Origin of the sequence: Sphingopyxis chilensis (assembly GCF_035930445.1) — a bacterium.
Taxonomy (GTDB): Bacteria; Pseudomonadota; Alphaproteobacteria; order Sphingomonadales; family Sphingomonadaceae; genus Sphingopyxis; species Sphingopyxis chilensis.
The window spans coordinates 3,626,767-3,648,035 of record NZ_CP142394.1 but is presented as its reverse complement, the minus strand read 5'-3'; the positions used below and the strand labels follow the sequence as shown (position 1 = coordinate 3,648,035).

Annotated in this window: 27 protein-coding genes; 15 read left to right on the top strand and 12 right to left on the bottom strand. The window is 65.1% G+C overall.

Annotation, left to right across the window (positions count from 1 at the left end):
- Positions 1-310: 310 nt before the first annotated feature.
- The 3 genes from mnmG to VSX79_RS17230 all read right to left on the bottom strand — a co-directional run bounded on the left by mnmG (position 311) and on the right by VSX79_RS17230 (position 3,882).
- Positions 311-2,182, bottom strand: coding sequence for a tRNA uridine-5-carboxymethylaminomethyl(34) synthesis enzyme MnmG (gene mnmG / locus VSX79_RS17240; RefSeq protein ID WP_326913946.1), 1,872 nt, complete (start codon positions 2,180-2,182; stop codon positions 311-313).
- Between the two features lie 75 nt (positions 2,183-2,257).
- The gene (mnmE, locus tag VSX79_RS17235; RefSeq protein ID WP_326915270.1) at positions 2,258-3,541 is read right to left on the bottom strand and encodes a tRNA uridine-5-carboxymethylaminomethyl(34) synthesis GTPase MnmE; all 1,284 of its coding nucleotides are present in this window, start codon (positions 3,539-3,541) and stop codon (positions 2,258-2,260) included.
- 44 nt (positions 3,542-3,585) lie between these two features.
- Positions 3,586-3,882, bottom strand: coding sequence for a DUF6489 family protein (locus VSX79_RS17230; protein ID WP_179497691.1), 297 nt, complete (start codon positions 3,880-3,882; stop codon positions 3,586-3,588).
- Between the two features lie 107 nt (positions 3,883-3,989).
- Between VSX79_RS17230 and VSX79_RS17225 the strand changes: the two genes are divergently transcribed.
- Both VSX79_RS17225 and VSX79_RS17220 read left to right on the top strand, forming a co-directional pair.
- On the top strand, positions 3,990-4,688 hold the full coding sequence (locus tag VSX79_RS17225) for a dienelactone hydrolase family protein (RefSeq protein ID WP_326913945.1): 699 nt from the start codon (positions 3,990-3,992) through the stop codon (positions 4,686-4,688).
- Positions 4,685-5,086, top strand: coding sequence for a nuclear transport factor 2 family protein (locus VSX79_RS17220; protein WP_179497687.1), 402 nt, complete (start codon positions 4,685-4,687; stop codon positions 5,084-5,086). Before VSX79_RS17225 ends, VSX79_RS17220 begins: the two co-directional genes overlap by 4 nt.
- Here VSX79_RS17220 and VSX79_RS17215 read toward each other — a convergent pair.
- From VSX79_RS17215 to hemE, 6 genes are all read right to left on the bottom strand, one after another.
- Positions 5,083-5,469, bottom strand: coding sequence for a DUF1489 domain-containing protein (locus VSX79_RS17215; protein ID WP_326913944.1), 387 nt, complete (start codon positions 5,467-5,469; stop codon positions 5,083-5,085). The two genes, VSX79_RS17220 and VSX79_RS17215, sit on opposite strands and share 4 nt — an antisense overlap.
- A 95-nt stretch (positions 5,470-5,564) precedes the next feature.
- Positions 5,565-6,227 (bottom strand): TerC family protein, encoded by a 663-nt coding sequence (locus VSX79_RS17210; RefSeq protein ID WP_218844561.1) that lies wholly within the window; start codon positions 6,225-6,227, stop codon positions 5,565-5,567.
- A gap of 59 nt (positions 6,228-6,286) precedes the next feature.
- Positions 6,287-6,580 carry an antibiotic biosynthesis monooxygenase family protein gene (locus VSX79_RS17205; RefSeq protein ID WP_179497683.1) on the bottom strand — a complete coding sequence of 98 codons (294 nt, stop codon included), beginning with the start codon at positions 6,578-6,580 and terminating at the stop codon, positions 6,287-6,289.
- Between the two features lie 9 nt (positions 6,581-6,589).
- Positions 6,590-7,846 carry a transcription termination factor Rho gene (gene rho / locus VSX79_RS17200; RefSeq protein WP_179497681.1) on the bottom strand — a complete coding sequence of 419 codons (1,257 nt, stop codon included), beginning with the start codon at positions 7,844-7,846 and terminating at the stop codon, positions 6,590-6,592.
- A gap of 196 nt (positions 7,847-8,042) precedes the next feature.
- Positions 8,043-8,459, bottom strand: a complete 417-nt coding sequence (locus VSX79_RS17195) for a CopD family protein (protein WP_373562798.1) — start codon at positions 8,457-8,459, stop codon at positions 8,043-8,045.
- A 33-nt stretch (positions 8,460-8,492) separates the two neighbouring features.
- Positions 8,493-9,521, bottom strand: coding sequence for a uroporphyrinogen decarboxylase (hemE, locus tag VSX79_RS17190; protein WP_326913943.1), 1,029 nt, complete (start codon positions 9,519-9,521; stop codon positions 8,493-8,495).
- Between the two features lie 348 nt (positions 9,522-9,869).
- Between hemE and VSX79_RS17185 the strand changes: the two genes are divergently transcribed.
- The 12 genes from VSX79_RS17185 to VSX79_RS17130 all read left to right on the top strand — a co-directional run bounded on the left by VSX79_RS17185 (position 9,870) and on the right by VSX79_RS17130 (position 18,295).
- Positions 9,870-10,685 carry a pyruvate, water dikinase regulatory protein gene (locus VSX79_RS17185; protein WP_179497675.1) on the top strand — a complete coding sequence of 272 codons (816 nt, stop codon included), beginning with the start codon at positions 9,870-9,872 and terminating at the stop codon, positions 10,683-10,685.
- Positions 10,682-11,278, top strand: coding sequence for a Maf family protein (locus tag VSX79_RS17180; protein ID WP_179497673.1), 597 nt, complete (start codon positions 10,682-10,684; stop codon positions 11,276-11,278). Before VSX79_RS17185 ends, VSX79_RS17180 begins: the two co-directional genes overlap by 4 nt.
- On the top strand, positions 11,275-12,090 hold the full coding sequence (locus tag VSX79_RS17175; RefSeq protein WP_326913942.1) for a shikimate dehydrogenase family protein: 816 nt from the start codon (positions 11,275-11,277) through the stop codon (positions 12,088-12,090). Before VSX79_RS17180 ends, VSX79_RS17175 begins: the two co-directional genes overlap by 4 nt.
- A gap of 76 nt (positions 12,091-12,166) precedes the next feature.
- A complete protein-coding gene (gene coaE / locus VSX79_RS17170; protein WP_326915269.1) occupies positions 12,167-12,718 on the top strand; it encodes a dephospho-CoA kinase in 552 nt (183 codons plus the stop codon).
- Between the two features lie 19 nt (positions 12,719-12,737).
- Positions 12,738-13,445: a DNA polymerase III subunit epsilon gene (gene dnaQ, locus VSX79_RS17165; RefSeq protein WP_179497667.1), complete on the top strand. Its 708-nt coding sequence runs from the start codon at positions 12,738-12,740 to the stop codon at positions 13,443-13,445.
- A gap of 44 nt (positions 13,446-13,489) precedes the next feature.
- Entirely contained in the window at positions 13,490-14,062 is a 573-nt protein-coding gene (hpf, locus tag VSX79_RS17160) for a ribosome hibernation-promoting factor, HPF/YfiA family (RefSeq protein ID WP_179497665.1), read from the top strand.
- A gap of 149 nt (positions 14,063-14,211) precedes the next feature.
- Complete coding sequence (locus tag VSX79_RS17155; protein WP_326913941.1) at positions 14,212-14,676, top strand: PTS sugar transporter subunit IIA; 465 nt, start codon at positions 14,212-14,214, stop codon at positions 14,674-14,676.
- A gap of 124 nt (positions 14,677-14,800) precedes the next feature.
- Positions 14,801-15,139, top strand: a complete 339-nt coding sequence (locus VSX79_RS17150) for a DUF1491 family protein (protein ID WP_326913940.1) — start codon at positions 14,801-14,803, stop codon at positions 15,137-15,139.
- A gap of 198 nt (positions 15,140-15,337) precedes the next feature.
- Positions 15,338-16,003 carry a cell wall hydrolase gene (locus tag VSX79_RS17145; RefSeq protein ID WP_407697229.1) on the top strand — a complete coding sequence of 222 codons (666 nt, stop codon included), beginning with the start codon at positions 15,338-15,340 and terminating at the stop codon, positions 16,001-16,003.
- Between the two features lie 68 nt (positions 16,004-16,071).
- Positions 16,072-16,713 (top strand): DUF4136 domain-containing protein, encoded by a 642-nt coding sequence (locus tag VSX79_RS17140; protein ID WP_326913938.1) that lies wholly within the window; start codon positions 16,072-16,074, stop codon positions 16,711-16,713.
- Entirely contained in the window at positions 16,710-17,831 is a 1,122-nt protein-coding gene (locus VSX79_RS17135) for a M14 family metallopeptidase (protein ID WP_179497655.1), read from the top strand. Before VSX79_RS17140 ends, VSX79_RS17135 begins: the two co-directional genes overlap by 4 nt.
- Positions 17,828-18,295: a GNAT family N-acetyltransferase gene (locus tag VSX79_RS17130; protein ID WP_326913937.1), complete on the top strand. Its 468-nt coding sequence runs from the start codon at positions 17,828-17,830 to the stop codon at positions 18,293-18,295. The genes VSX79_RS17135 and VSX79_RS17130 overlap by 4 nt, the downstream gene beginning before the upstream one ends.
- 62 nt (positions 18,296-18,357) lie before the next feature.
- Here VSX79_RS17130 and VSX79_RS17125 read toward each other — a convergent pair whose 3' ends face one another.
- Positions 18,358-18,816, bottom strand: coding sequence for an Hsp20 family protein (locus VSX79_RS17125; protein ID WP_179497651.1), 459 nt, complete (start codon positions 18,814-18,816; stop codon positions 18,358-18,360).
- 188 nt (positions 18,817-19,004) lie between these two features.
- On the opposite strand from VSX79_RS17125, the gene gpmA reads away from it, so the two are divergent.
- Positions 19,005-19,691, top strand: a complete 687-nt coding sequence (gpmA, locus tag VSX79_RS17120; protein ID WP_179497649.1) for a 2,3-diphosphoglycerate-dependent phosphoglycerate mutase — start codon at positions 19,005-19,007, stop codon at positions 19,689-19,691.
- Positions 19,692-19,730: 39 nt separating this feature from the next.
- On the opposite strand, the gene dapD is transcribed toward gpmA, so the two are convergent.
- On the bottom strand, positions 19,731-20,573 hold the full coding sequence (gene dapD, locus VSX79_RS17115) for a 2,3,4,5-tetrahydropyridine-2,6-dicarboxylate N-succinyltransferase (protein WP_179497647.1): 843 nt from the start codon (positions 20,571-20,573) through the stop codon (positions 19,731-19,733).
- Positions 20,570-21,247, bottom strand: a complete 678-nt coding sequence (locus VSX79_RS17110; protein WP_179498858.1) for a pyrimidine 5'-nucleotidase — start codon at positions 21,245-21,247, stop codon at positions 20,570-20,572. Before VSX79_RS17110 ends, dapD begins: the two co-directional genes overlap by 4 nt.
- Between the last annotated feature and the right edge of the window lie 22 nt (positions 21,248-21,269).

Below are 21,269 nucleotides of genomic sequence, written 5' to 3'. Positions count from 1 at the left end.
CACCTCAATCTCGTCATTCCCGCGAATACAGCTATCCCGACCCCTCCCCAATGCCTTTCGTCTCTGCGCGAGATTTCGAAATCGTCACGCAAAGGCGCAAAGAAGAAGATGCCATTTCACTTTGACGGCCAGACCCCGACACCGGTGTTGCCATGCAGCCTCCCAATTCCGTTCGCATCCTCGCCGCTCTGCGTGAACCTTTGCCTTCCATCTTCTGCGATCTCTCCGCGAAAATCATTCAGAACATGTCAGCGGCCTACCCAAATCGACGACCTGCGGGCCTCAACAAACTTAGCCGGCGCGGCTCGATTCAAGCCGCGCGTCGCCGGCTGTGCACCATGATCGCGGTCAGCGCCGCCGGCGTCACCCCGTCGATCCGCGCCGCCTGCCCAAGTGTTTCGGGCCGCGCCCTGGTCAGCCGCTCGACCATCTCGCGCGACAATCCGCCGATCGCCGCATAATCGAGCGCGGGATCGAGCATGATCGCTTCGTTCGCCGCGAGCGCGCGCAATTCGGCCTCCTGCCGGGCGATATAGGGTGCATAATGCGCGTCCTCGGCGACCTCCGAGAGAATTGCACCGTCGATCGTTTCGAGCTCGGGCGCGAGTAGCGCCAGCCGCGACATCGTCACGTCGGTATAGCGCAGCAGGTCGATCCGGCGCCGGGGGATCCCGTCGCCCGGCAGCCCGAGCCCGATCACGGCATAATCGGCGGTCGCCACCGGCGCATCGAGCAAGGCTTCCGCCCGCGCGCGCTCATCCTGCCGCGCTTCGAACAGCCCCGCGGTTGGCGGCCGCACGAGCCCCAATGCGATGCCCTTCGGCGTTAGCCGCGTCGCGGCATTGTCGGCGCGCAGCCGCAGCCGATATTCGGCGCGCGCGGTGAGCATCCGATACGGCTCGGTCACGCCCTGCAACACCAGGTCATCGACCATCACCCCGATATAGGATTCGCCGCGGTCGAGAATCAGCGCTTCGCGTCCCTGCACCGCAAGCGCGGCATTGGCGCCCGCGACCAGCCCCTGCGCCGCGGCTTCCTCATATCCCGTCGTCCCGTTGATCTGCCCCGCGCACCAGAGGCCACCGATTTCACGCACCTGCAACGTCCGATCGAGCGCGCGCGGATCGATGTGATCATATTCGACCGCATAGCCCGGCACGACCATCTCGACCGTCTCGAGCCCTTCCATCGTGCGCAGCATCGCGAGTTGCACATCGGCGGGGAGCGAAGTCGAAATGCCGTTGGGGTAGACGAGGAAGGAATCGAGCCCCTCGGGTTCGAGAAACACCTGGTGCCCGTCGCGATCGGCGAATCGGTGGATCTTGTCCTCGATCGACGGGCAATAGCGCGGCCCCGCCGCGCCAATTGCGCCGGTGAACAGCGGAGAGCGGTCGAGATTCGCCGCGATGATCGCATGGCTTTCGCGGTTGGTGCGCGTGATCGCGCAGAAAATCTGCGGGACCGTCCGCTCGCTGTTCCACGTGGAACAGGTCCAGGTCGCGCCTTCGGCGCTGTCCGAGGCCTGCTCGTCCAGCCGCGCCCAGTCGATCGTCCGCCCGTCGAGCCGCGGCGGCGTCCCTGTCTTGAGCCGCGCCATCGGCAGGTTGGCGGAGCGAAGCTGCTGCGCCAGCCGGTGTGCGCCCGCTTCGCCGATACGCCCTCCCGCCATTCGCTCCTCGCCGCGGAAAAGCCGGCCGCCGAGAAAGGTTCCGGTCGCGAGCACGACGGCGGATGCTGCCAGCCGCGACCCATCGCCGAGCTCCAATCCTTCGACGCGCGATCCATCGGCCGAAAGCACCAGCGCTGCCGCTTCGCCTGCGACGACCGAGATGCTATCCTCGGCGGCAAGAAAATCCTGGATCGCGTCGCGGTACAGTTTCCGGTCGGCCTGGATCCGCGGCCCTTGCACCGCCGCGCCTTTCGACGCGTTGAGCATCCGGTAATGGATCGCCGCTTTGTCGGCCGCGCGCGCCATCCATCCGTCGAGCGCGTCGACTTCGCGCATCAGATGGCCTTTGCCGAGCCCGCCGATCGCCGGGTTGCACGACATCGCCCCGATCAGCGCGGGATCGAAACTGACGAGCGCAACGCGAGCGCCCAAACGAGCCGCCGCGGCGGCCGCCTCGGTCCCGGCGTGCCCACCGCCGACGACGATGACATCGTAAATCACTGGATCCTGCATGATTGGGGCGCCTTTAGCGCAAAGCGGCCAGCGAATCCACCGCGTCGCGCATCCTGCGATGTTTCACGTGGAACATCATTTCCCGATGCAGAAACGCCCGAACAACGCGTCGAGCATCTCCTCGACTCCCGCCCGCCCGGTGATCTGGTCGAGCGCCGTCCCCGCGAGCCGCAGACGCTCGGCGAGCAGGATCAGGTCGCGCGCCTCGCGCGAACCCGTCTCGATCTCAAGCCATTGTTTTGCCTCGGCAAGCGCGGCGCGCTGACGCTGGCGCAGCGCCGCCTCGCCTTCGCGCGGCAACAAGGTCCGCGCCATCTCGACGATATAGCGGTGGAGCTTCTCCATCCCCTCGCCCGTCGCCGCCGACAGGGCGATATCGGCAAGCGCCGCTTCGGCTTCGGCCGCTGCATCGCCCCGCCAGCGATCGAGCTGCGCCGCGATCAGGATCGCGCGCGGATGGTCTGGCGCTTCCTTGGGCGGCCCGAGCCACAACAATATATCGGCCCTCTCGACCGCCGCCTTCGCGCGGTCGATGCCGATGATTTCGATATCGTCGGTACTTTCGGCGCGCAGCCCGGCGGTGTCCGAAAAGCGCATCGCGATCCCATCCAGCGCCAGCGGGGTTTCGATCACATCGCGCGTCGTTCCCGCGACGGGCGACACGATCGCCAGCTCACGCTGCGCCAAGGCATTGATCAAGGTCGATTTTCCGGCATTCGGCGGTCCCGCGATCACGACCGACAACCCCTCGGCGATTACCTCCGCCGCCGGCCGCGCCAGCCATTCGCCCAGCTCGCCCGCGAGCGCGCCCATCCCCGAAATCAGACGCCGCGCGACATTGTCGCCAGTTTCGACATCGTCCTCGTCGGCGAAATTCAGCTCGGCCTCGGCCCCCGCCATCAGCCCGAGCAATCGATCCCGCCATCCCGCCACCGCGCGCGACACATGCCCGCTCGCCATGCCCAGCGCCTGCACGCGCTGGCTCTCGGTCTCTGCGGCGAGCAGGTCGGCGAGCCCCTCGGCCTCGGCGAGATCGATCCGCCCGTTCTCGAACGCCCGCCGCGTAAATTCGCCCGGCTCCGCGCGCCGCAGTCCCGGCATCGCCCCGAGCGACGCCTCGACCGCCGCGACCACCGCCCGGCCGCCGTGCAGATGCAGCTCGGCCAGATCCTCGCCCGTCGCCGTCGCCGGTCCCGGAAACCAGAAAATCAGCGCCCGGTCGAGCGCCGCGCCGTCGACGTCCTTCAAGTCCGCGAGCGACGCCCGGCGCGCTTTGGGCACCCGCCCCGCAAGCGCGTGCAACGCCTCGCGGGCCCCGGGTCCGCTCACGCGCACGACGCCGATCGCTGCCGGCGGCATCCCGCTCGACAACGCAAAAATCGTATCTCTTACAACGGCTTGGTTCAGCTCTTGCGTCCCTTGGCGGGCTTGTCGTCATCGGCCGCGTCGCTCGATTTCGACGTCCCGCCCATCAGCCCGCCGCCGAACTGGCCGAGCAACGACTGGACGAGTTCGAGCCCGCTGCCGCCCATCGGCACCCAGGTCTTGACCATCGACTGGACGAGGTCGGGGGTGATCCCCTTCGCCATCAGCTCCTTGACGCGGTCGAGGTAGATATCGTGCAGCGGCTCGAGGTCGGGAAGACCGAACAGGCGCCGCGCCTCTTCGGGGGTGCAATCGATCTCGATATTGAACTTCATCGCCTGTCTCCGCCCCGAAATGCCCGTTAGCCGCTTGAGCCATGCTCGCAGCCCCGCTAGCTTCGCGCTTTCACAGCAAAGAAGCAAGAGACAGGAGAGCTCCCCGCATGGCCGCGACGAACACCGATATCCCGACGCTCGACGGCGCCAGCACCCTTCCCGCCTATGTCGCGCGTCCCGATGCCGACAGCACTGGCGCGATCATCGTCATTCCCGAAATCTTCGGCGTCAACGAAGGCATCCGCAAGAAATGCGACGACTGGGCGGCCGAAGGCTATCTCGCCATCGCGCCCGACATCTTCTGGCGTTTCGCCCCCGGGATCGAACTCAATCCCGACGTCGAAGCCGAACTGCAGGAGGCCTTCGGCTATTTCGGCCAATATGATGCCGACGACGGGGTCAAGGATATCGAAGCGGCGATCCGCTGGCTCCACGGCCAGGGCGCGACGAAGGTCGGCGCAGTCGGCTTCTGCCTCGGCGGGCGGCTCGCCTATATGACGGCCGCACGCACCGATATCGACGCGTCGGTCGGCTATTATGGCGTGATGATCGACCAGATGCTGAACGAGAGCCATGCTATCGCCCGGCCGCTGATGCTCCACATCCCGACCGAGGATCATCTCGTCGACCATGATGCGCAAAAGCGGATCCACGAAGGGCTCGACCCGCATCCCAAGGTGACGCTCCACGACTATCAGGGCCTCGACCATGGCTTTGCCGCGACGATGGGCAACCGCCGTGACGAAGAGGGCGCCCGGCTGGCCGACAGCCGCACGCGGGCCTTCTTCGCCGAGCATCTTTCATGAGCGGGCATCCGGGGCTTGCCGCCTGGCACGCCTATATGGCGGACGGCGGCGACCCGCAGGCGCTCAGGGACCTGCTCGCCGCCGATGCGGTGTTCCATTCGCCCGTCGTCCACACGCCGCAGGAAGGACGCGACAAGGTCTTCGCCTATCTCCACGCCGCAAGCCATGTTCTCGGCGGCGACGATTTCCGCTATCTGCGCGAGATCGTCGACGGCGATCAGGCCTGCCTCGAGTTCCAGAGCAATCTCGACGGCATCCAGATCAACGGGGTCGATATCATCCGGTGGGATGAGGATGGAAAAATAAGTGATTTCAAGGTGATGATCAGGCCCTTGAAGGCAATCAACAAAGTCTGGGAAAAAATGGCCGAGATGCTCGCGGCACAGGCCGCGCGCTAGATCAGGCTCAGCCCGGCGAGTTCGCGGTAGAGTTCGGGCGGCAATTCGCCGATGCCGCTGGCATCGTCGACGCCCTTGGGCGCATCGGCGTCGGTCAGGTAGCGCCACCCCTGGTGCGCCCGCTTCGGCTGCGGATGCACGCGTTCGAGCTGGGCGACGCACACGATATCGACCCGCCCGTCGCTGCGATCATCGAAGCGCAGGATCTCGACGCGCGCGACGAGCGTGTGCTTGACGATGAAATGCAGCTTGCCGCCGACCAGCTCGTCGGCCCGCTTGGGCCGAAAGCGCGTCGCAAATCGGATCTCGCCATCTTGGGCATAATTTTCGATCCGCGCTTGCAGCGCCGGATAATCGGAACAACCGACGGCAACGCGGGTCATGTGGAGCTGAGGCATGATCGCGAGATGGGAAGCCGATACGAAAAAGCCAGCCCCCCGGGGGACTGGCTTTTTTGTTTCGAGGCAAGAAAAATCGATTAGCCGAACAGCGTTCCGATCCCGACGCTCTGATCGACCCAGCCTTCGTAAATCATCTTGACCGCGACATAGATAATCACGGCGAGGCCGAGATAGGCGATCCAGCGATAACGCTCGATATATTTGGCGATGATGTTTGCCGCGACGCCCATCAGCGCGACGGCAAAGATCAAACCGACGATAAGGATGCCGGGGTGCTCGCGCGCGGCACCCGCGACCGCGAGCACATTGTCGAGGCTCATGCTGACGTCGGCGACGGCAACCGCCCAGGCGGCACCTGCGAAACTTTTGGCAGGCTTCAGACCCGAATGTTCATCGCCCGCAATCTCGGGCGAACCCTGCGACTGGCCCGTGTGACGCAATTCGCGCCACATTTTCCATGCGACCCAGATCAGGAGCAGCCCGCCGACGAAGATCAGTCCGACAATCTGCATCAGCTGTGTCACAACGAGCGCGAAGGCGATTCGAAGCACAAGCGCCGCGAGCACGCCGATCAGGATGACCTTCTTGCGCTGGTCGGCGGGCAGCCCCGCGGCAAGCGCGCCGACGACGATCGCATTGTCGCCCGCGAGGACGAGGTCGATCATCAGCACCTGCAGGAACGCCGCGAAGGCGGCGGGCTCGGTAATGTTCGAAAAATCCTTGACGATCGCATCCCACATTCCGGCGGGACCGCCGAAACCGCCGGCGTGCGCCGCGGCCTGAGTCAGAAATTCCAAAATCACAGCGGCTCTCCGAAATAGCTGACCTCTGGCATAGGGTCATAAAAGCGATGCAGCAACGCCCGCCACTGCCGATAGCGATCCGATTGCCGGAAGCCGTCGCGGTGATCCGCAATCGACCTCCACTTTACCAAAAGCAGATAGGGCTGTCCGGTTGCCGTCGGGCGGAAAATTTCGAGGAAAATAAAGCCCGGTGAGGCTTCGATCAGCGGTCTGGCTTGGACCATGGCCGCCTCGAACGCCTCTTCGCCGCCCGCCCTGACGGGTAGCAAGGCGTGTTCGAGGATAGCCATGGCGCTGGCTTATTGGTTCATGCTGTCGAAGAAATCCTCGTTGGTCTTCGAATCCTTGATCTTGTCGAGCAGGAATTCCATCGCGTCGATGGTGCCCATCTGCATGAGGATGCGGCGCAGCACCCACATTTTCGACAGCTTGTCCTTTTCGACGAGCAATTCTTCCTTGCGGGTGCCCGACTTGCCGACGTCGAGCGACGGGAAGATGCGCTTGTCGGCGACCTTGCGGTCGAGCACGATTTCGGAGTTACCCGTGCCCTTGAATTCTTCGAAGATGACCTCGTCCATGCGGCTGCCGGTATCGATCAGCGCGGTCGCGATGATCGACAGCGAACCGCCTTCTTCGATGTTACGCGCGGCGCCGAAGAAGCGCTTCGGGCGTTGCAGCGCGTTCGCATCGACACCGCCGGTCAGCACCTTGCCCGACGAGGGAACGACGGTGTTGTAGGCGCGGCCGAGGCGCGTGATCGAATCGAGCAGGATGACGACATCCTTCTTGTGCTCGACGAGGCGCTTGGCCTTTTCGATCACCATTTCAGCGACCTGGACGTGGCGCGTCGCGGGTTCGTCAAAGGTCGAGGAGACAACCTCGCCCTTCACGCTGCGCTGCATGTCGGTGACTTCCTCGGGCCGTTCGTCGACGAGGAGGACGATCAGATAGACCTCGGGATGATTGTCGGTGATCGCCTTGGCGATATTCTGCAGCAGCACCGTCTTACCCGTGCGCGGCGGCGCGACGATCAGCGCGCGCTGGCCCTTGCCCTGCGGGCTGACGAGGTCGATGACGCGCGCCGACTTGTCCTTGACGGTCGGGTCGACGGTATCCAGCGACAGCTTCTGGTTCGGATAGAGCGGCGTGAGATTGTCGAAATTGACGCGGTGACGCACCGCCTCGGGATCGTCGAAATTGACCTTGATCAGCTTGGTCAGCGCGAAATAGCGTTCGCCGTCGCGCGGCGCGCGAATCTCGCCCTCGACCGTGTCGCCGGTGCGCAGGCCATATTTGCGGACCTGGTTCGGCGAAACATAGATGTCATCGGGACCCGCGAGATAGTTCGCGTCCGACGAGCGCAGGAAACCGAACGAGTCGGGGAGAACCTCGATCGTCCCAGATCCAATGATTTCCTCGCCCTCTTCGGCGAGTTCCTTGAGGATCGAGAACATCAGGTCCTGCTTGCGCAGCGTCGATGCGCCTTCGACGCCCAGTTCTTCCGCCATTTCGACAAGCTGGGCGGGCGCTTTGGTCTTGAGTTCTTTGAGATGCATGGGATGGATTCCGGGTAGAAAATCAGGGAGAAATGAAACGAATTCGTTGCACCGCTGGGGTGCCCTATCCGGCCGTGGGACGACCGTTAAAGATAGCGTCGGCGCGGGGACGCGCCGCCCACATGAAGCGGGGTTGATCGGCCCCTATATCCGGGTCGGGTCCAAGTCAATCGGGCTGCGTCTGGAGGCGCGGATTCTACGGGCGGACGACGACGAGGATGACGATGATCGCCGCGGCGATGCCGGGAACCTCGTTGAGCATGCGCAGCTGTTTTTCGGTGAGCGGACGCTCGCCCTTCTTCAGCTTCTTGAAATAGCCGATCATCCAGCCGTGATAGCCCGACAGCCCGACCACGAGCAGCAATTTGGCGATGAACCAGCCCTCGCGCCAATAATCGCCGTTGAAGGCGAGCATCAGCCCGAAAATCCAGACGATGATCAGCGACGGGTTCAGGATGATCCGCCGCAGCCGATCCTCGCGCTCGATCCACGTCCTGTCCTCGTCGGATCCGACCGGCGCCTGGTGGTGATAAACGAAAAAGCGCGGCATCATGAAGAGGCCGGCCATCAGGAAGATCACGAAAATAATATGCGCGGCTTTGACCCAAAGCATCGTCGCCCCCAGAAAACCAGCCAGTTCCATAGATTATCCGCCGCGAACGCGTTTGATGAGATGTTCGACATGCGCGATCGGCGTGTCGGGCACGATGCCATGGCCGAGATTGAAGATATGGGGACGCGACGGGAAAGCCGCAAGGATGCGGTCGATCGCCGTATCGAGCGCCTCGCCCCCGGCGACGAGCGCGAGCGGATCGAGATTGCCCTGCACCGGCAGATGTGACGGCAAGGCGGCATCGGCCCATGCCGGGTCGACCGTCTCGTCGAGTCCTATCGCATCGATCCCGGTCTCGTCGGCATAGGCGCGAAGCTTGCCGCCCGCGCCCTTTGGAAAGCCGATTACCGGCGTATTGGGGTGAAGCGCCTTCAATCGCCGCACGATCTCGGCATTGGGCGCGATCACCCATTGCTCATATTGTGCGGGGGACAGGCTCCCGGCCCAGCTGTCGAACAATTGCACGGCGTCGACGCCATTTTCGATCTGCCCCGACAAATAGGTGACGCTGAGGTCGATGATCGCATCGACGATCGCCTGAAAGGCAGCCGGATCGCCGAAAGCCATGCGCCGCGCCAGCGCCTGGTCCTTCGACCCCTGCCCCGCCACCATATAGGTCGCGACCGTCCAGGGGCTTCCTGCAAAGCCGAGGAAGGTCGTCTCGGGCGGTAGCGATGCTGCAACGCGTACGACAGTCGCATAGATGGGGTCGAGCCGCTGCGGTGCCGCTTCGAGCGACGCCAATGCGCCATCGACGAGCGGCGGCGCGAGCCGCGGCCCCTCGCCCGCCTCGAACCACAGATGCTGGCCGAGCGCGTGCGGGATGACGAGAATGTCGGAAAAGAGGATCGATCCGTCGAAACCGAAGCGGCGGATCGGCTGCAACGTCACTTCGGCCGCGGCCTCGGGATCATAGCAAAGCTCGAGGAAACCGCCTTTGGTTTCCCGAAGCGCGCGATATTCGGGCAGATAGCGTCCCGCCTGGCGCATCAGCCATAGCGGCGGGCGCTCTTGCTGCACTCCGCGCAGCGTGGCGAGCAAGCTCTTCGGTGACGCCTTCACGCGGCCCTTCTTTCTCTCTTCATATATATTTAATTATAATTGTGGTGGTTTGTTGGTCGGCGGACAAGGCGGCTTTAGGCCGGAGCGCCCCTTTTGCCAACAGCTTGACTCCCGTGACGGCAAGCCAGCAGGCAGAGTCGCACCCGGCTTTCCCCCTAATTCACAGCCTGTGGATAAGATTCATCCCGTGTGGATAAGCGGTGGAGCGGAATCGACACGGCGGGGGACGAATCTTTCCTGCCCAATCCGTCCCTGCGCTTATGCCAAACTTGTCCACAGGGCGTTTTTCGTCGGCGCGGGCCTGATCCGGCATTGCCTTTTTTCGCCGATTCCCGCCATGGTGGCGCGATGGGCCGGCTTCACCTCCACCTCATATCCGATTCCACGGGCGAGACGCTCGAAAATATCGCGAAGGCGGCGATCGCGCAGTTCGACGATGTCGAGGTCGTGCGCCATTTCTGGCCGATGGTCCGGTCGGAATCGCATCTCGACCGGATCATGGCCGAGGTGCAGGCGAGTCCCGGCATGATCCTCTTCACCCTCGTCAACGGTGAGCTGCGCGCCAGCCTCGAACGTCGCGCGAGCGCGCACGCCCTTCCGACCGTCGCCGCGCTCGACGCGGTGACCGACGCGCTGTCGCGGATGCTCGGGCAGGAAGCGAAGGCGCGTCCCGGCCGCCAGCATGTCCTCGACGCCGCCTATTTTGCGCGCGTCGAGGCGATTCAGTTCACCGTCGCGCACGACGACGGCATCGGCTGGGAAAATTGGGAACAGGCCGACATCGTCCTCGCGGGCGTGTCGCGCACCTCGAAAACGCCGACGAGCATCTATCTCGCCAATCGCGGCTTCAAGACCGCAAACATCCCGATCGTCCCCGAATCGCCGCCGCCGAACGCGCTGTTCAATCTGAAGCGCCCGATGATCGTCGGGCTGACGACCGGGCTCGACCGGCTCGTTCAGGTTCGCCGCAACCGGCTGCTTTCCTTGAATCAGGCGCCCGAAACCTCTTATGTCGACGACGAACGCGTCAAGGCCGAGCTCGCTTATGCGCGGCGGATGTTCGCCGACAACGGCTGGCCGGTGATCGACGTGACGCGCCGCTCGATCGAGGAAACCGCCGCCGCCGTGATCAAGCTCGTCGAAGACCGCTCCGCCGCAGCATGACCTTGCTCCTCGCCTCGCAAAGCAGTGGCCGCGCCGCGATGCTCCGCGCCGCCGGCCTCGATTTTGAAACAAGCGCCGCGCATGTCGACGAGGAGGCACTGACCGCTTCGCTCCTTGCGGCCGGCCAGACTCCGCGCAACATCGCCGACGCGCTCGCCGAGGCGAAAGCCGTCAAAATCTCGTCGCGCCTTCCCGGGGTCACCGTGCTCGGTGCCGACTCCACGCTTGCGCTCGACGATGGCGCGATGCTCTCGAAACCCGCCACGCCCGAAGAGGCGGCCGAGCATCTCCGCCGCATGGCGGGCGCGCGCCACCGCCTGTTCAGCGCCGCGGTCGCCGCGCGCGATGGCGCGCCGGTATGGCGCGCGATCGGTGAGGCGAAGCTGTGGATGCGCCCCTTGTCGGACGCCTTCATCGCCCACTATGTCGCGCAAAACTGGGACAGCATCCGCTGGACCGTCGGCTGTTACGAAATCGAGGGAGCGGGCGTGCAATTGTTTGAAAAGGTCGAGGGCGATCCCTGGACGATCATCGGCATGCCGATGCTGCCCCTGCTGGCGTGGCTGCGCACCACCGGATTGGCGCCGCAATGAGCACGCCTTTCGCAGAAGTCATCGGCGACCCGATCGTCCAGTCCAAATCGCCACTGATCCACGGCTTCTGGCTCGACGCGCTCGGGCTGCCGGGCGATTACCGCCGCGCGCATGTGAAATCCGAAGAGCTCGCCGCCTATATCGCCGAGCGGCGCATTGATCCCGACTGGCGCGGCTGCAACGTCACCATGCCGCACAAGGCCGCAGTGATGGGTCTTGTCGACGACCCCGGCGACATTCGCGGCACGATCGGCGCGATGAACACCATCGTCCGCCAGCCCGACGGTGCGCTGATCGGCACCAACACCGACGCCGCCGGCTTTTATTCGCCGCTCGCCGAACTCGATCTCGAGGGCGCCCCCGTCGCGGTGGTCGGCGCCGGCGGCGCGGCGCGCGCGGTGCTGTTTGCGCTGGCCCGCGCGAACGTCGGCTCCGTCACCATCCTCAACCGCAGTCCATTGAAAGCGATGGGCCTGCTTGCGACCTTCGGGCTCAGGGGCGATGTCGTGGCGCTCGATGCACAGCTCCCCCCCGTATCTCTGCTCGTCAATTCGAGCAGCCTCGGCATGGCGGGCCAGCCGCCGCTCGATCTCGACCTGTCGCCGCTCCCCGACGACGCGATCGTCTACGACCTCGTCTATTCGCCGCTCCAGACGAGGCTCCTCAAAGCCGCGGCGGCGCGCGGCCTCGACACCGTCGACGGGCTCGACATGCTGATCGGCCAGGCTGCGCTCGCCTTTGAACTCTTCTTCGGCGCCACCCCGCCCGAGGGCCGCGACGAGGAATTGCGCGCGCTGCTGGTGGCCGGATAATCGCGTGACCCACCGCCCGCGCCCCGGCTCGCGGCTCCGCCGACCGTTCATTCTCGGGCTCACCGGCTCGATCGGCATGGGCAAATCGACCGCGGCGGCGATGTTCGAGCGTGAGGGCGCCCCCGTCTTCGACGCCGATGCCGAAGTGCACCGGCTGCAAGGCCCCGGCGGCGCGCTCGTCGCCGCGATCGAGGCGCGTTTTCCCGGCACCACGGGCCCGAACGGCGTCGACCGGCAGAAACTCGGCGCGCGCGTGATCGGCAATACCCATGAACTCGCCGCGCTCGAAGCGATCGTCCATCCGGCGGTCGGCAAGGCCCAGAAACGCTTTCTCGCGCGCCACCGCGCGCGCGATTTCGTCGTGCTCGACATCCCTCTGCTCTTCGAAAAGGGCGGCTGGCGCAAGGTCGGCGCGATCGCGGTCGTTTCGGCGCCCGCGTGGATGCAGCGCAAACGCGTGATGCGGCGCCCCGGCATGACGACGGCGAAATTGAAGGCGATCCGCCGTCTGCAGGTTCCCGACCGGGTCAAGCGGTCGCGCGCCGATTTCATCATCGAAACGGGCCGCCCCAAAAGCGAGACGCACCGCCAAATTCGTTTCATCACCTCTTGTTTCCACGCCCGATAGGGTCCAGATTGAACCTTCGATGCGCGAGATTATTTTCGATACCGAAACCACGGGTTTCGATCCCAGAAGCGGGGACAGGCTGGTCGAAATCGGATGTGTCGAGTTGATCGGCCGCCGTGAAACCGGCGTCACCTTCCACGCCTATTTCAATCCCGAGCGCGATATGCCCGCCGCGGCCGAAGCGGTGCACGGGCTGTCAATCCAATTCCTTTCGGACAAGCCGCTCTTTGCGACGCGCGTCGACGAACTGCTCGAATTTCTCGGCGATGCGCCGCTCGTCGCGCACAATGCCGCGTTCGACTTCGGATTCGTCAACGCCGAGCTGGCGCGCGCCGGCCGGCCCGCGCTCGACATGGCGCGCATGTGCTGCACGGTGCAGATGGCGCGCAAGCTCCACCCGGGCGCCAAGCACAGCCTCGATGCGCTCTGTACGCGCTACGGCATCGACCGCAGCCACCGCGTCAAGCATGGCGCGCTGCTCGACGCCGAGCTGCTCGCCCATCTCTATATCGAAATGACCGGCGGCCGGCAGATCGGCCTCGGCCTCGGCCTCGGAGCCGCTTCGGCGGTATCGGGGTCGATCGACCTCCCCTCGCCCGCGGCATCGCGCGGTCCCGGCCGCCCCTTTCGCGAACCCCGTCCCCATATGGCGTCGGCCGCCGAACTCGCGCGGCACGCCGAATTTGTCGCAGGGCTGAACCAGCCGCTGTGGCTCGATACGGTGTAACGACTCTCCCATTGTCGTCGCACCGGCCAAGAAGGAGAAGAAAAATGGAAATCCGCGTCTCTGGACACCAGATCGAAACCGGCGAAGCGCTGCAGGCGCATGTGTCGGACCGGATGAACGCGATTGCCGACAAATATTTCTCGCGCGCGATCGGGGCACATGCGACCTTCGGGAAAGGTCCGCACGACAGTTTCCAGTGCGACATCGTCGCGCATGTGATGCAGGGGCTCGTGCTCAAGGGCCATGGCCAGGCGCAGGACGCGCATGTCGCGTTCGAGGGGGCGGCCGAACGCATCGAAAAGCAGCTCAGGCGCTACATGCGCCGGTTGAAGGATCACAATAATGGCGTCGCCGCGCCGTCGCCGACTGTCGACGAGATCGAGGACAATGCAGGCTATACCGTGTTCGATCCTGGCAGCGAGGAAGACGCGGGCGATGCGCCGGCGATCATCGCCGAAACGCGCGTCGATATCCCCAGCAGCAGCGTGTCCGACGCCGTGATGATGCTCGACCTTCGGAACACCAACGCGCTGCTCTTCGTCAACAGCAAGACCGGCGCACACAACATGGTCTATCGCCGCGACGACGGGACAATCGGCTGGGTCGAACCACGATAGGGCTGGCTTTTCTTCGCCATCCGGCTTAAGGGCCGCGCCCAACGATGCCCGAAGCCGGGATGGCGGGGGGCCTGCCACGACAGATCCGCGACCGTTTGCCAGCCCAAGTTCCTGGCGGCGTCCGGCGTTTAACAAGATTTGGCCAGACGATGAATCTTTCTTCCCTTCTCTATCCGGCGACCGTGCGCGCGCATGTTCAGCTCGATTCGAAAAAGGCGCTTTTCCCCTTTGTCGGTGATCTCGCCAGCCGTTCGCTCGGCCTCGACGCCGGCGAAGTCAGCGAGGCGCTGCTCGAACGCGAGCGTCTGGGCTCGACCGGGTTTGGCCGCGGGATCGCGCTTCCGCACGCCAAGATGGCGGACCTCGGCGGGGTGCGCGGCCTGTTCCTGCAACTCGCCAAGCCGATCGACTTCAACGCAGTCGACGGCCTGCCCGTCGATCTGCTCTTCATCCTGCTCTCGCCGCTCGACGCCGGTGCCGACCATCTGAAAGCGCTCGCGGGCGTGTCGCGGATGCTGCGCAACGAGGCGATCGCCGACCGGCTGCGCGGCGCGAAGAACGACGAGGCGCTCTATGCGCTGCTCGCCGACACCGAAACGCGTGACGCGGCCTGATAAAAGATCAGCCGTGCCCCTGCGAAGGAGGGGCCCATCACCTGCCGTCGCGATTTCCACCACCGTCTGTTGATGACGGTGCCTTCGGTGATTGGCCCCTGCCATCGCAGGGGCACAAGCTGATATGACCCGCCTCAAAAGCCGTTTCCTTGTCGATCTGCTGCTTCGTCGCACCGAAGCGGCCGGCGGCTTTGCGACCGTGCTCGCCAAGGGCGACGAAAATTCAGGCATCATCCTTGTCCAGTGCAGCGACCGCGGCCAGCCCGGGCCGCTGCTCGAGCGGCGCTTTGGCGCCGATGGCCACTATATCTGGGAGGCGGTCGGCCCGAGCGATCCAAATGATGGGGAATCGCGCGCAAACTATCAGGAACGGCGGCGAAAGGCCGATCCCGATCTGTGGCTGATTGAACTGGATATCGCAGATGCGCCACAACTCGTCGCGGAGTGGGCGGCGTTAACTTGACTCTGTTGCGGCGCACAATAACTCGCGCCCATTCGATAACGCGTAGGTCGATCCGCGGGTTGCACAGCTTTTGGCAACGCACCCGGCAAACCGGTTTGGACACGCAGTCGGACGATGACCGCAGGCGGCGATACAGGACCATAGTCCCCCGCCTGGTTTGAGAGGTTCGGTTCATCGGCCGCACTTTTGACGGACACTATGAGTCGCATTTTGAACGTAGCCGGCATGGCTGCCGTCGGCATGACCGCTGCCTCCATGCTGCTTCTGGCGGAACCGGGCTTTGCAAGCGATCTTGCGGCCGACGCCAATATCCCCGCCATCATCCTCCCGGGCGCCGACACGCCGGCGGTCGAGGAAAGGGCGGACCTTCCGACCGAAATCGAAACCCCGGTCGAAGACAGCAACCAGATCGAAGCCGAAGCCGACCCCGCGCCGATCTCGCCCCCGGTGACGGCCGCTTCGCTCGCCGAACTCGTCGCCGCGACACCCAGGCCGGCCGAAATCGATCCCGAACTGCGCTGCCTTGCCGGTGCGGTCTATTTCGAATCGCGCGGCGAATCGCTGCCCGGCCAGCTCGCGGTCGCGCATGTCGTGATCAACCGCGCCAATTCGGGCCGTTTCCCGAAAAGCCTGTGCGGCGTCGTCCACCAGAAAAGCCAGTTCAGCTTCGTGCGCGGCGGCCGGATGCCCGCGATCCGCCAGGGCGCCCAGTGGAACAATGCCGTTGCGATCGCCCAGATCGCGCGCGACGGCACGTGGAAGAACCACGCCCCGGGCGCTCTCTTCTTCCACGCGCGCTATGTCTCGCCGGGTTGGCGCAAGACGCGCATCGCGCAGATCGACAATCATATCTTCTATCGCTGATTGCTTGGACGGGGTGCGCAGGCATCCCGTTCATTGCCAAGCCATAAATGCTGGCGCATGATGCGCCGATGACGCGTCCTCATTCCGCCGCCCTGCTCTGCGCAGCGGCGTTCGCCCTGGCTGGCTGCGCGACGGCGGTGCCGCCGGTCGAAGTCACCCGTTTCCACACCAATGCGGTCGCCGGCTGGGCGACGGGAACGCGCTACGCCATCGCGACCGCGCCGCTCGATGGTCCGGCGACCGATGTTCCGGGCGTAGCGCCGGGGACGGCGATGCCCTCGCTCGAATGGAACAGCTATCGCACCGCGGTCGACCAGCAGCTCCAGCGGCAGGGGCTTGTCGCGGCGGGAGTGGGCGAACGCGCGCCGCTTCTCGTCCGCATTGCCTTCGACCGCTCCGAACAGTTGCCCGAGGGCCGCCGTTCGCCGGTGTCGGTCGGCGTTGGCGGGTCTACCGGCAACTACGGCTCGGGCGTGGGGCTCGGCATCGGAATCAATCTCGGCGGCGGACCGAAACGGATGGCCGACCTTCAGCTGTCGGTGCGCATCGACGATGCCGCGACGGGTCAGGCGTTGTGGGAAGGCCGCGCGCTGACCGCGGTTCCGGTCAAGGCGCCCGCGAACCAGCCGAGCCTCGCCGCAGCGAAATTGGCCGAAGCCTTATTCAAGGACTTCCCCGGCGAATCCGGACGCACTATCAGCGTCAAATGACCATCAGCATCAACGCCGCTTTCGACAGCGGCAATATCGTCGTGGAAAATGTCGACGGCACGTCGGCGCGCCTTTCGATTCGCAAGGACCGCGAATCGGACTTTTTCCAGTGGTTCCACTTCCGCGTCGCGTGCCACGTCGGCGACGCGCTTGAACTCGCGATCGGCGGGCTGGCGGAATCGGCCTATCCCGACGGTTGGCCGGGCTATGCCGCATGCGCGAGCACCGACCGCGAACACTGGTTCCGTCTCGACACGGCGTATGACGCCAAAACGGGCGGCGGCACGCTGACGATCCAGCACACCGCCGAAAGCCCGATCCTCTATATCGCCTATTTCGCGCCCTATTCGATGGAACGCCATCACGACCTGATCGCCTCGGTCGCCGAGTGCGAGGGCGTCACCTACCGCTGCCTCGGCACCAGCCTCGAAGGTCAGCCGGTCGACTGCCTCGAAATGGGCAGCGGCGACACGCAGGTGTGGCTCTATGCGCGCCAGCATCCCGGCGAGAGCATGGCCGAATGGTGGATGGAGGGCGCGCTCGAAAAGCTCACCGATTCAGCCGACCCGCACGCACGCTCGCTGCTGCAGAAATGCCGCTTCCATATCGTACCGAACATGAATCCCGACGGATCGCGTCGCGGGCATCTGCGCACCAATTTCGCCGGCGTGAACCTCAACCGCGAATGGGAGAATCCAACCGCCGAGCGCAGCCCCGAAGTGCTCGCAGTTCGGAACGCGATGGACGAAAGCGGCGTCGACTGGGCGATGGACGTCCATGGCGACGAGGCGATCCCCGCGGTCTTCCTCGCGGGTTTCGAGGGCATTCCCTCGCTGAAGGCCGAGCAGGCCGAAAAATATAAGGCGTTCGAGGCCGCGCTCGCGTCGAACACCCCCGATTTTCAGGTCGACCTCGGCTATACCGAATCGGCGCCGGGGCAGGCGAATCTCTCGATGTCGACGACGCAGCTCGCCGAACGCTTCGGCGCGGTGTCGATGACGCTCGAAATGCCGTTCAAGGACAATCGCGACCTGCCCGATCCGGTTCAGGGCTGGTCGCCCGAGCGCTCGAAGCTGCTCGCGCACGCCTGCCTCCAGACGCTGGACCAGATGCTGTGAGTGCCGCCTGGCGGATCGTCGAGGACGATCTGTCGGGCGCGCCCGTCCGCGCGCTGCTCGAGGTGCATTTCGCGGGCATGCTCGCGAACTCACCCGCGGGCAGCTGCCACTTCCTCGATTTCGACGGACTGCGCGCGGGCGACGTGACCTTCTGGTCGATCCACCGGGGTGACGAGCTTGCCGGCTGCGGCGCTTTGAAGATGCTCGATAGCGCGCACGGCGAAATCAAATCGATGCGCACCGCCGAGGCCTTTCTGCGGCAGGGTGTCGCGGCGCATATGCTCGACCATATCATCGATGTCGCGCGCGAACGGGGTCTCGAACGCCTCAGCTTGGAAACCGGGTCGAGCGGGTCGTTCGAGCCTGCCTTCGCGCTGTATCGGCGTTACGGCTTCACCGAGTGCGCGCCCTTCGCCGACTATAAGCCCGACCCGTTCAGCCGCTTCATGACGCGCGCGCTCTGAACGAAAACGGGGCCCGGAAGGGACTCCGGACCCCGCATCATTCAAGTCAGGCTCGCCGGTGCTTACGCGGCCTTCTTGTCCTCGATCACCGGTTGGGCCGTGCCACCGATCGCGATCTTGTGCGGCTTCATCGCCTCGGGCACTTCGCGCACCAGGTCGATGACGAGCAGCCCGTCGGCGAGGTCGGCGCTGGCGACCCGCACGAAATCGGCGAGCTGGAAGCGGCGCTCGAACGCGCGCGTCGCGATGCCGCTATAGAGGAGCTGGCGCCCCTCGCCCTCGGCCACCGGCGCCTTGCGGCCGCTGACGGTCAGCATGTTCTGCTGCGCGGTGATGTCGATTTCGTCGCTCTTGAATCCCGCGACGGCCACCGTGATGCGGAAATGGTCGTCGGCGACCTTTTCGATGTCGAACGGCGGGTAATTTTCCGCGCCCGAACCGCTGGTTTCAAGGAAATCGAACAACCGGTCGAAGCCGACGGTCGAACGGCGATAGGGGGTCCAGTCAAAGCTGTTACGCATGAGTCATTCCTTCCTTTCAAAGCGAAGCAAAGGGACCGCGGGCTCGGCCGCGATCGCCACCCGGCCCCGTATCGGCGGCCGGACGATCCAAATCTGGGTGCAGCCGAAACCATTTCAAGAGGGCGGTTGGCGTTCGGTGAAAAGCCGCGCTAAAGGGCGGCGACTCTCCTCCAGCGCAAGGATCCGAAATGCCCCAGCTCATCCTCATCCGTCACGGCCAGTCGCAGTGGAATCTCGAAAACCGCTTCACCGGCTGGTGGGATGTCGATGTCACCGAAAAGGGCGCGGCCGAAGCCTGGGCGGCGGGCGAGCTGATGAAGGCGAAGAGCGTCGCCCCCGACACCTGCTTCACCTCGGTCCAGACGCGCGCGATCAAGACATTGAACCTCGCGCTCGAGGCGATGGGACGTTTGTGGCTCCCTGTCACCAAGGACTGGCGCCTCAACGAGCGCCACTATGGCGGCCTCACCGGGCTCGACAAGGCCGAGACCGCGGCGAAGCATGGCGACGAGCAGGTCAAGATCTGGCGCCGCAGCTTCGACATTCCGCCGCCGCCGCTCGAAGCCGGCTCCGAATGGAATCTCGCGAGCGACCCGCGCTACGCCGGCATCGCGATCCCGGCGGCCGAGAGCCTCAAGGATACGATCGAACGCGTGCTTCCCTATTATGAAGCCGCGATCGTCCCCGAACTCGCCGCGGGCAAGACGGTGCTGATCTCGGCGCACGGCAACAGTTTGCGCGCGCTCGTCAAGCATCTCTCGGGCATTTCGGACGCCGACATCACCGGGCTCGAAATCCCGACCGGCCAGCCGATCGTCTACGAATTGAACGACGACCTCAGCGCGCGCGAACGCTATTATCTGAGCGAGCGGTAAACGCGGTTCCCCGGCGAAAGCCGGGCTCCATGTCGTGCGTCAGTCGCGCAGCAGCTCGTTGATCCCGGTCTTGGCGCGCGTCTTGGCATCGACGCGCTTGACGATCACGGCGCAGTATAGCGACGGCCCCGGGGTTCCGTCGGGCAGCGGCTTGCCGGGCAGCGATCCCGGCACGACCACCGAGTAAGCGGGAACTTCGCCCATGAAAACCTCGCCCGTCGCGCGGTCGACGATCTTGGTCGACGCGCCGAGATAGACGCCCATCGACAGCACCGCGCCCTCGCGCACGATCACGCCCTCGGCGACTTCGGCGCGTGCGCCGATGAAGGCGCCGTCCTCGATCACCACCGGCCCCGCCTGCAGCGGCTCCAATACGCCGCCGATCCCGGCGCCGCCCGACAGGTGGACGTTGGCGCCGATCTGGGCGCAGCTGCCGACGGTGGCCCAGGCATCGACCATCGACCCCTCGCCGACGTACGCGCCGATGTTGACGAAGCTCGGCATCAGCACCGCGCCCTTGCTGATAAAGGCGCCGCGGCGCACGATCGAGCCGGGAACGGCGCGGAAGCCCGCGTCGCGAAAGCGGTTCTCGCCCCAGCCGGCGAATTTCGACGGCACCTTGTCCCACCAGGTCGCGCCGCCGGCGCCGCCCTCGATGATCTCCATGTCGTTGAGGCGGAACGACAGCAGCACCGCTTTCTTCAGCCACTGGTTGACCTGCCAGGCGCCGCCCGCATCGCGCTCGGCGACGCGATAACTGCCGTCGTCGAGCCCCGCCAGCGCCGTCTCGACTGCGTCGCGCACCGCGCCGGTCGTGGTAAGGCCCAGCGTGTCGCGCGTATCCCACGCGGCTTCGATCGTGCTCTGGAGGTCGGTCGTCATGAAATTCCCCAAGGTGAAGGCAAGGTATCGAGCCAGTCGGCGATGTCGGTCGCGTGGAAATCGACATGGCCCGGCAGGTGGTCGCGATGGCCGCTTTCGCTGCCATTGTCCAGCCACACGGTCGTCATGCCGAGCGCTTTGGCGGGTGTCAGGTTGCGCGCCATATCCTCGACGAACAGGCTTTTCGCTGGATCGATGCCGAGGTGCGCGACCATCATATCATAGGCCGCCGCATCGGGCTTGGGCGTGTAGCGGGTGACGCGAATGTCGCAGATGCCGTCGAACAGGTCGGCGATCCCGCGCGCTTCGAGCACGCGCGCGGCATAATCGGCGTCGGCGTTGGTGAACACCAGCCTGCGCCCCGGCAGCCGCTCGAGCCCGGCGCGCAGCCGCGGGTCGATCGTCAGCCGGTCGAGCGCGATATCATGGACATCGATCAGGAAGGTTTCGGGATCGACGCCGTGATGGCGCATCAGCCCCGCCATCGTCGTACCATGATCATGGAAATATTGCTTCTGCACCCGCCGCGCGTGGGCCGCGTCGACGTCCAGCAACCGCATGATGAAGGCACCCATGCGTTCGTCGATCAGGTCGAACAGCTTCGCCGACGGCGCGTAAAGCGTGTTGTCGAGATCGAAGATCCAGCTGTCGATATGGTCGAGCGCGGGGGGCATGATGGCCGGGCGCATAGGGGTT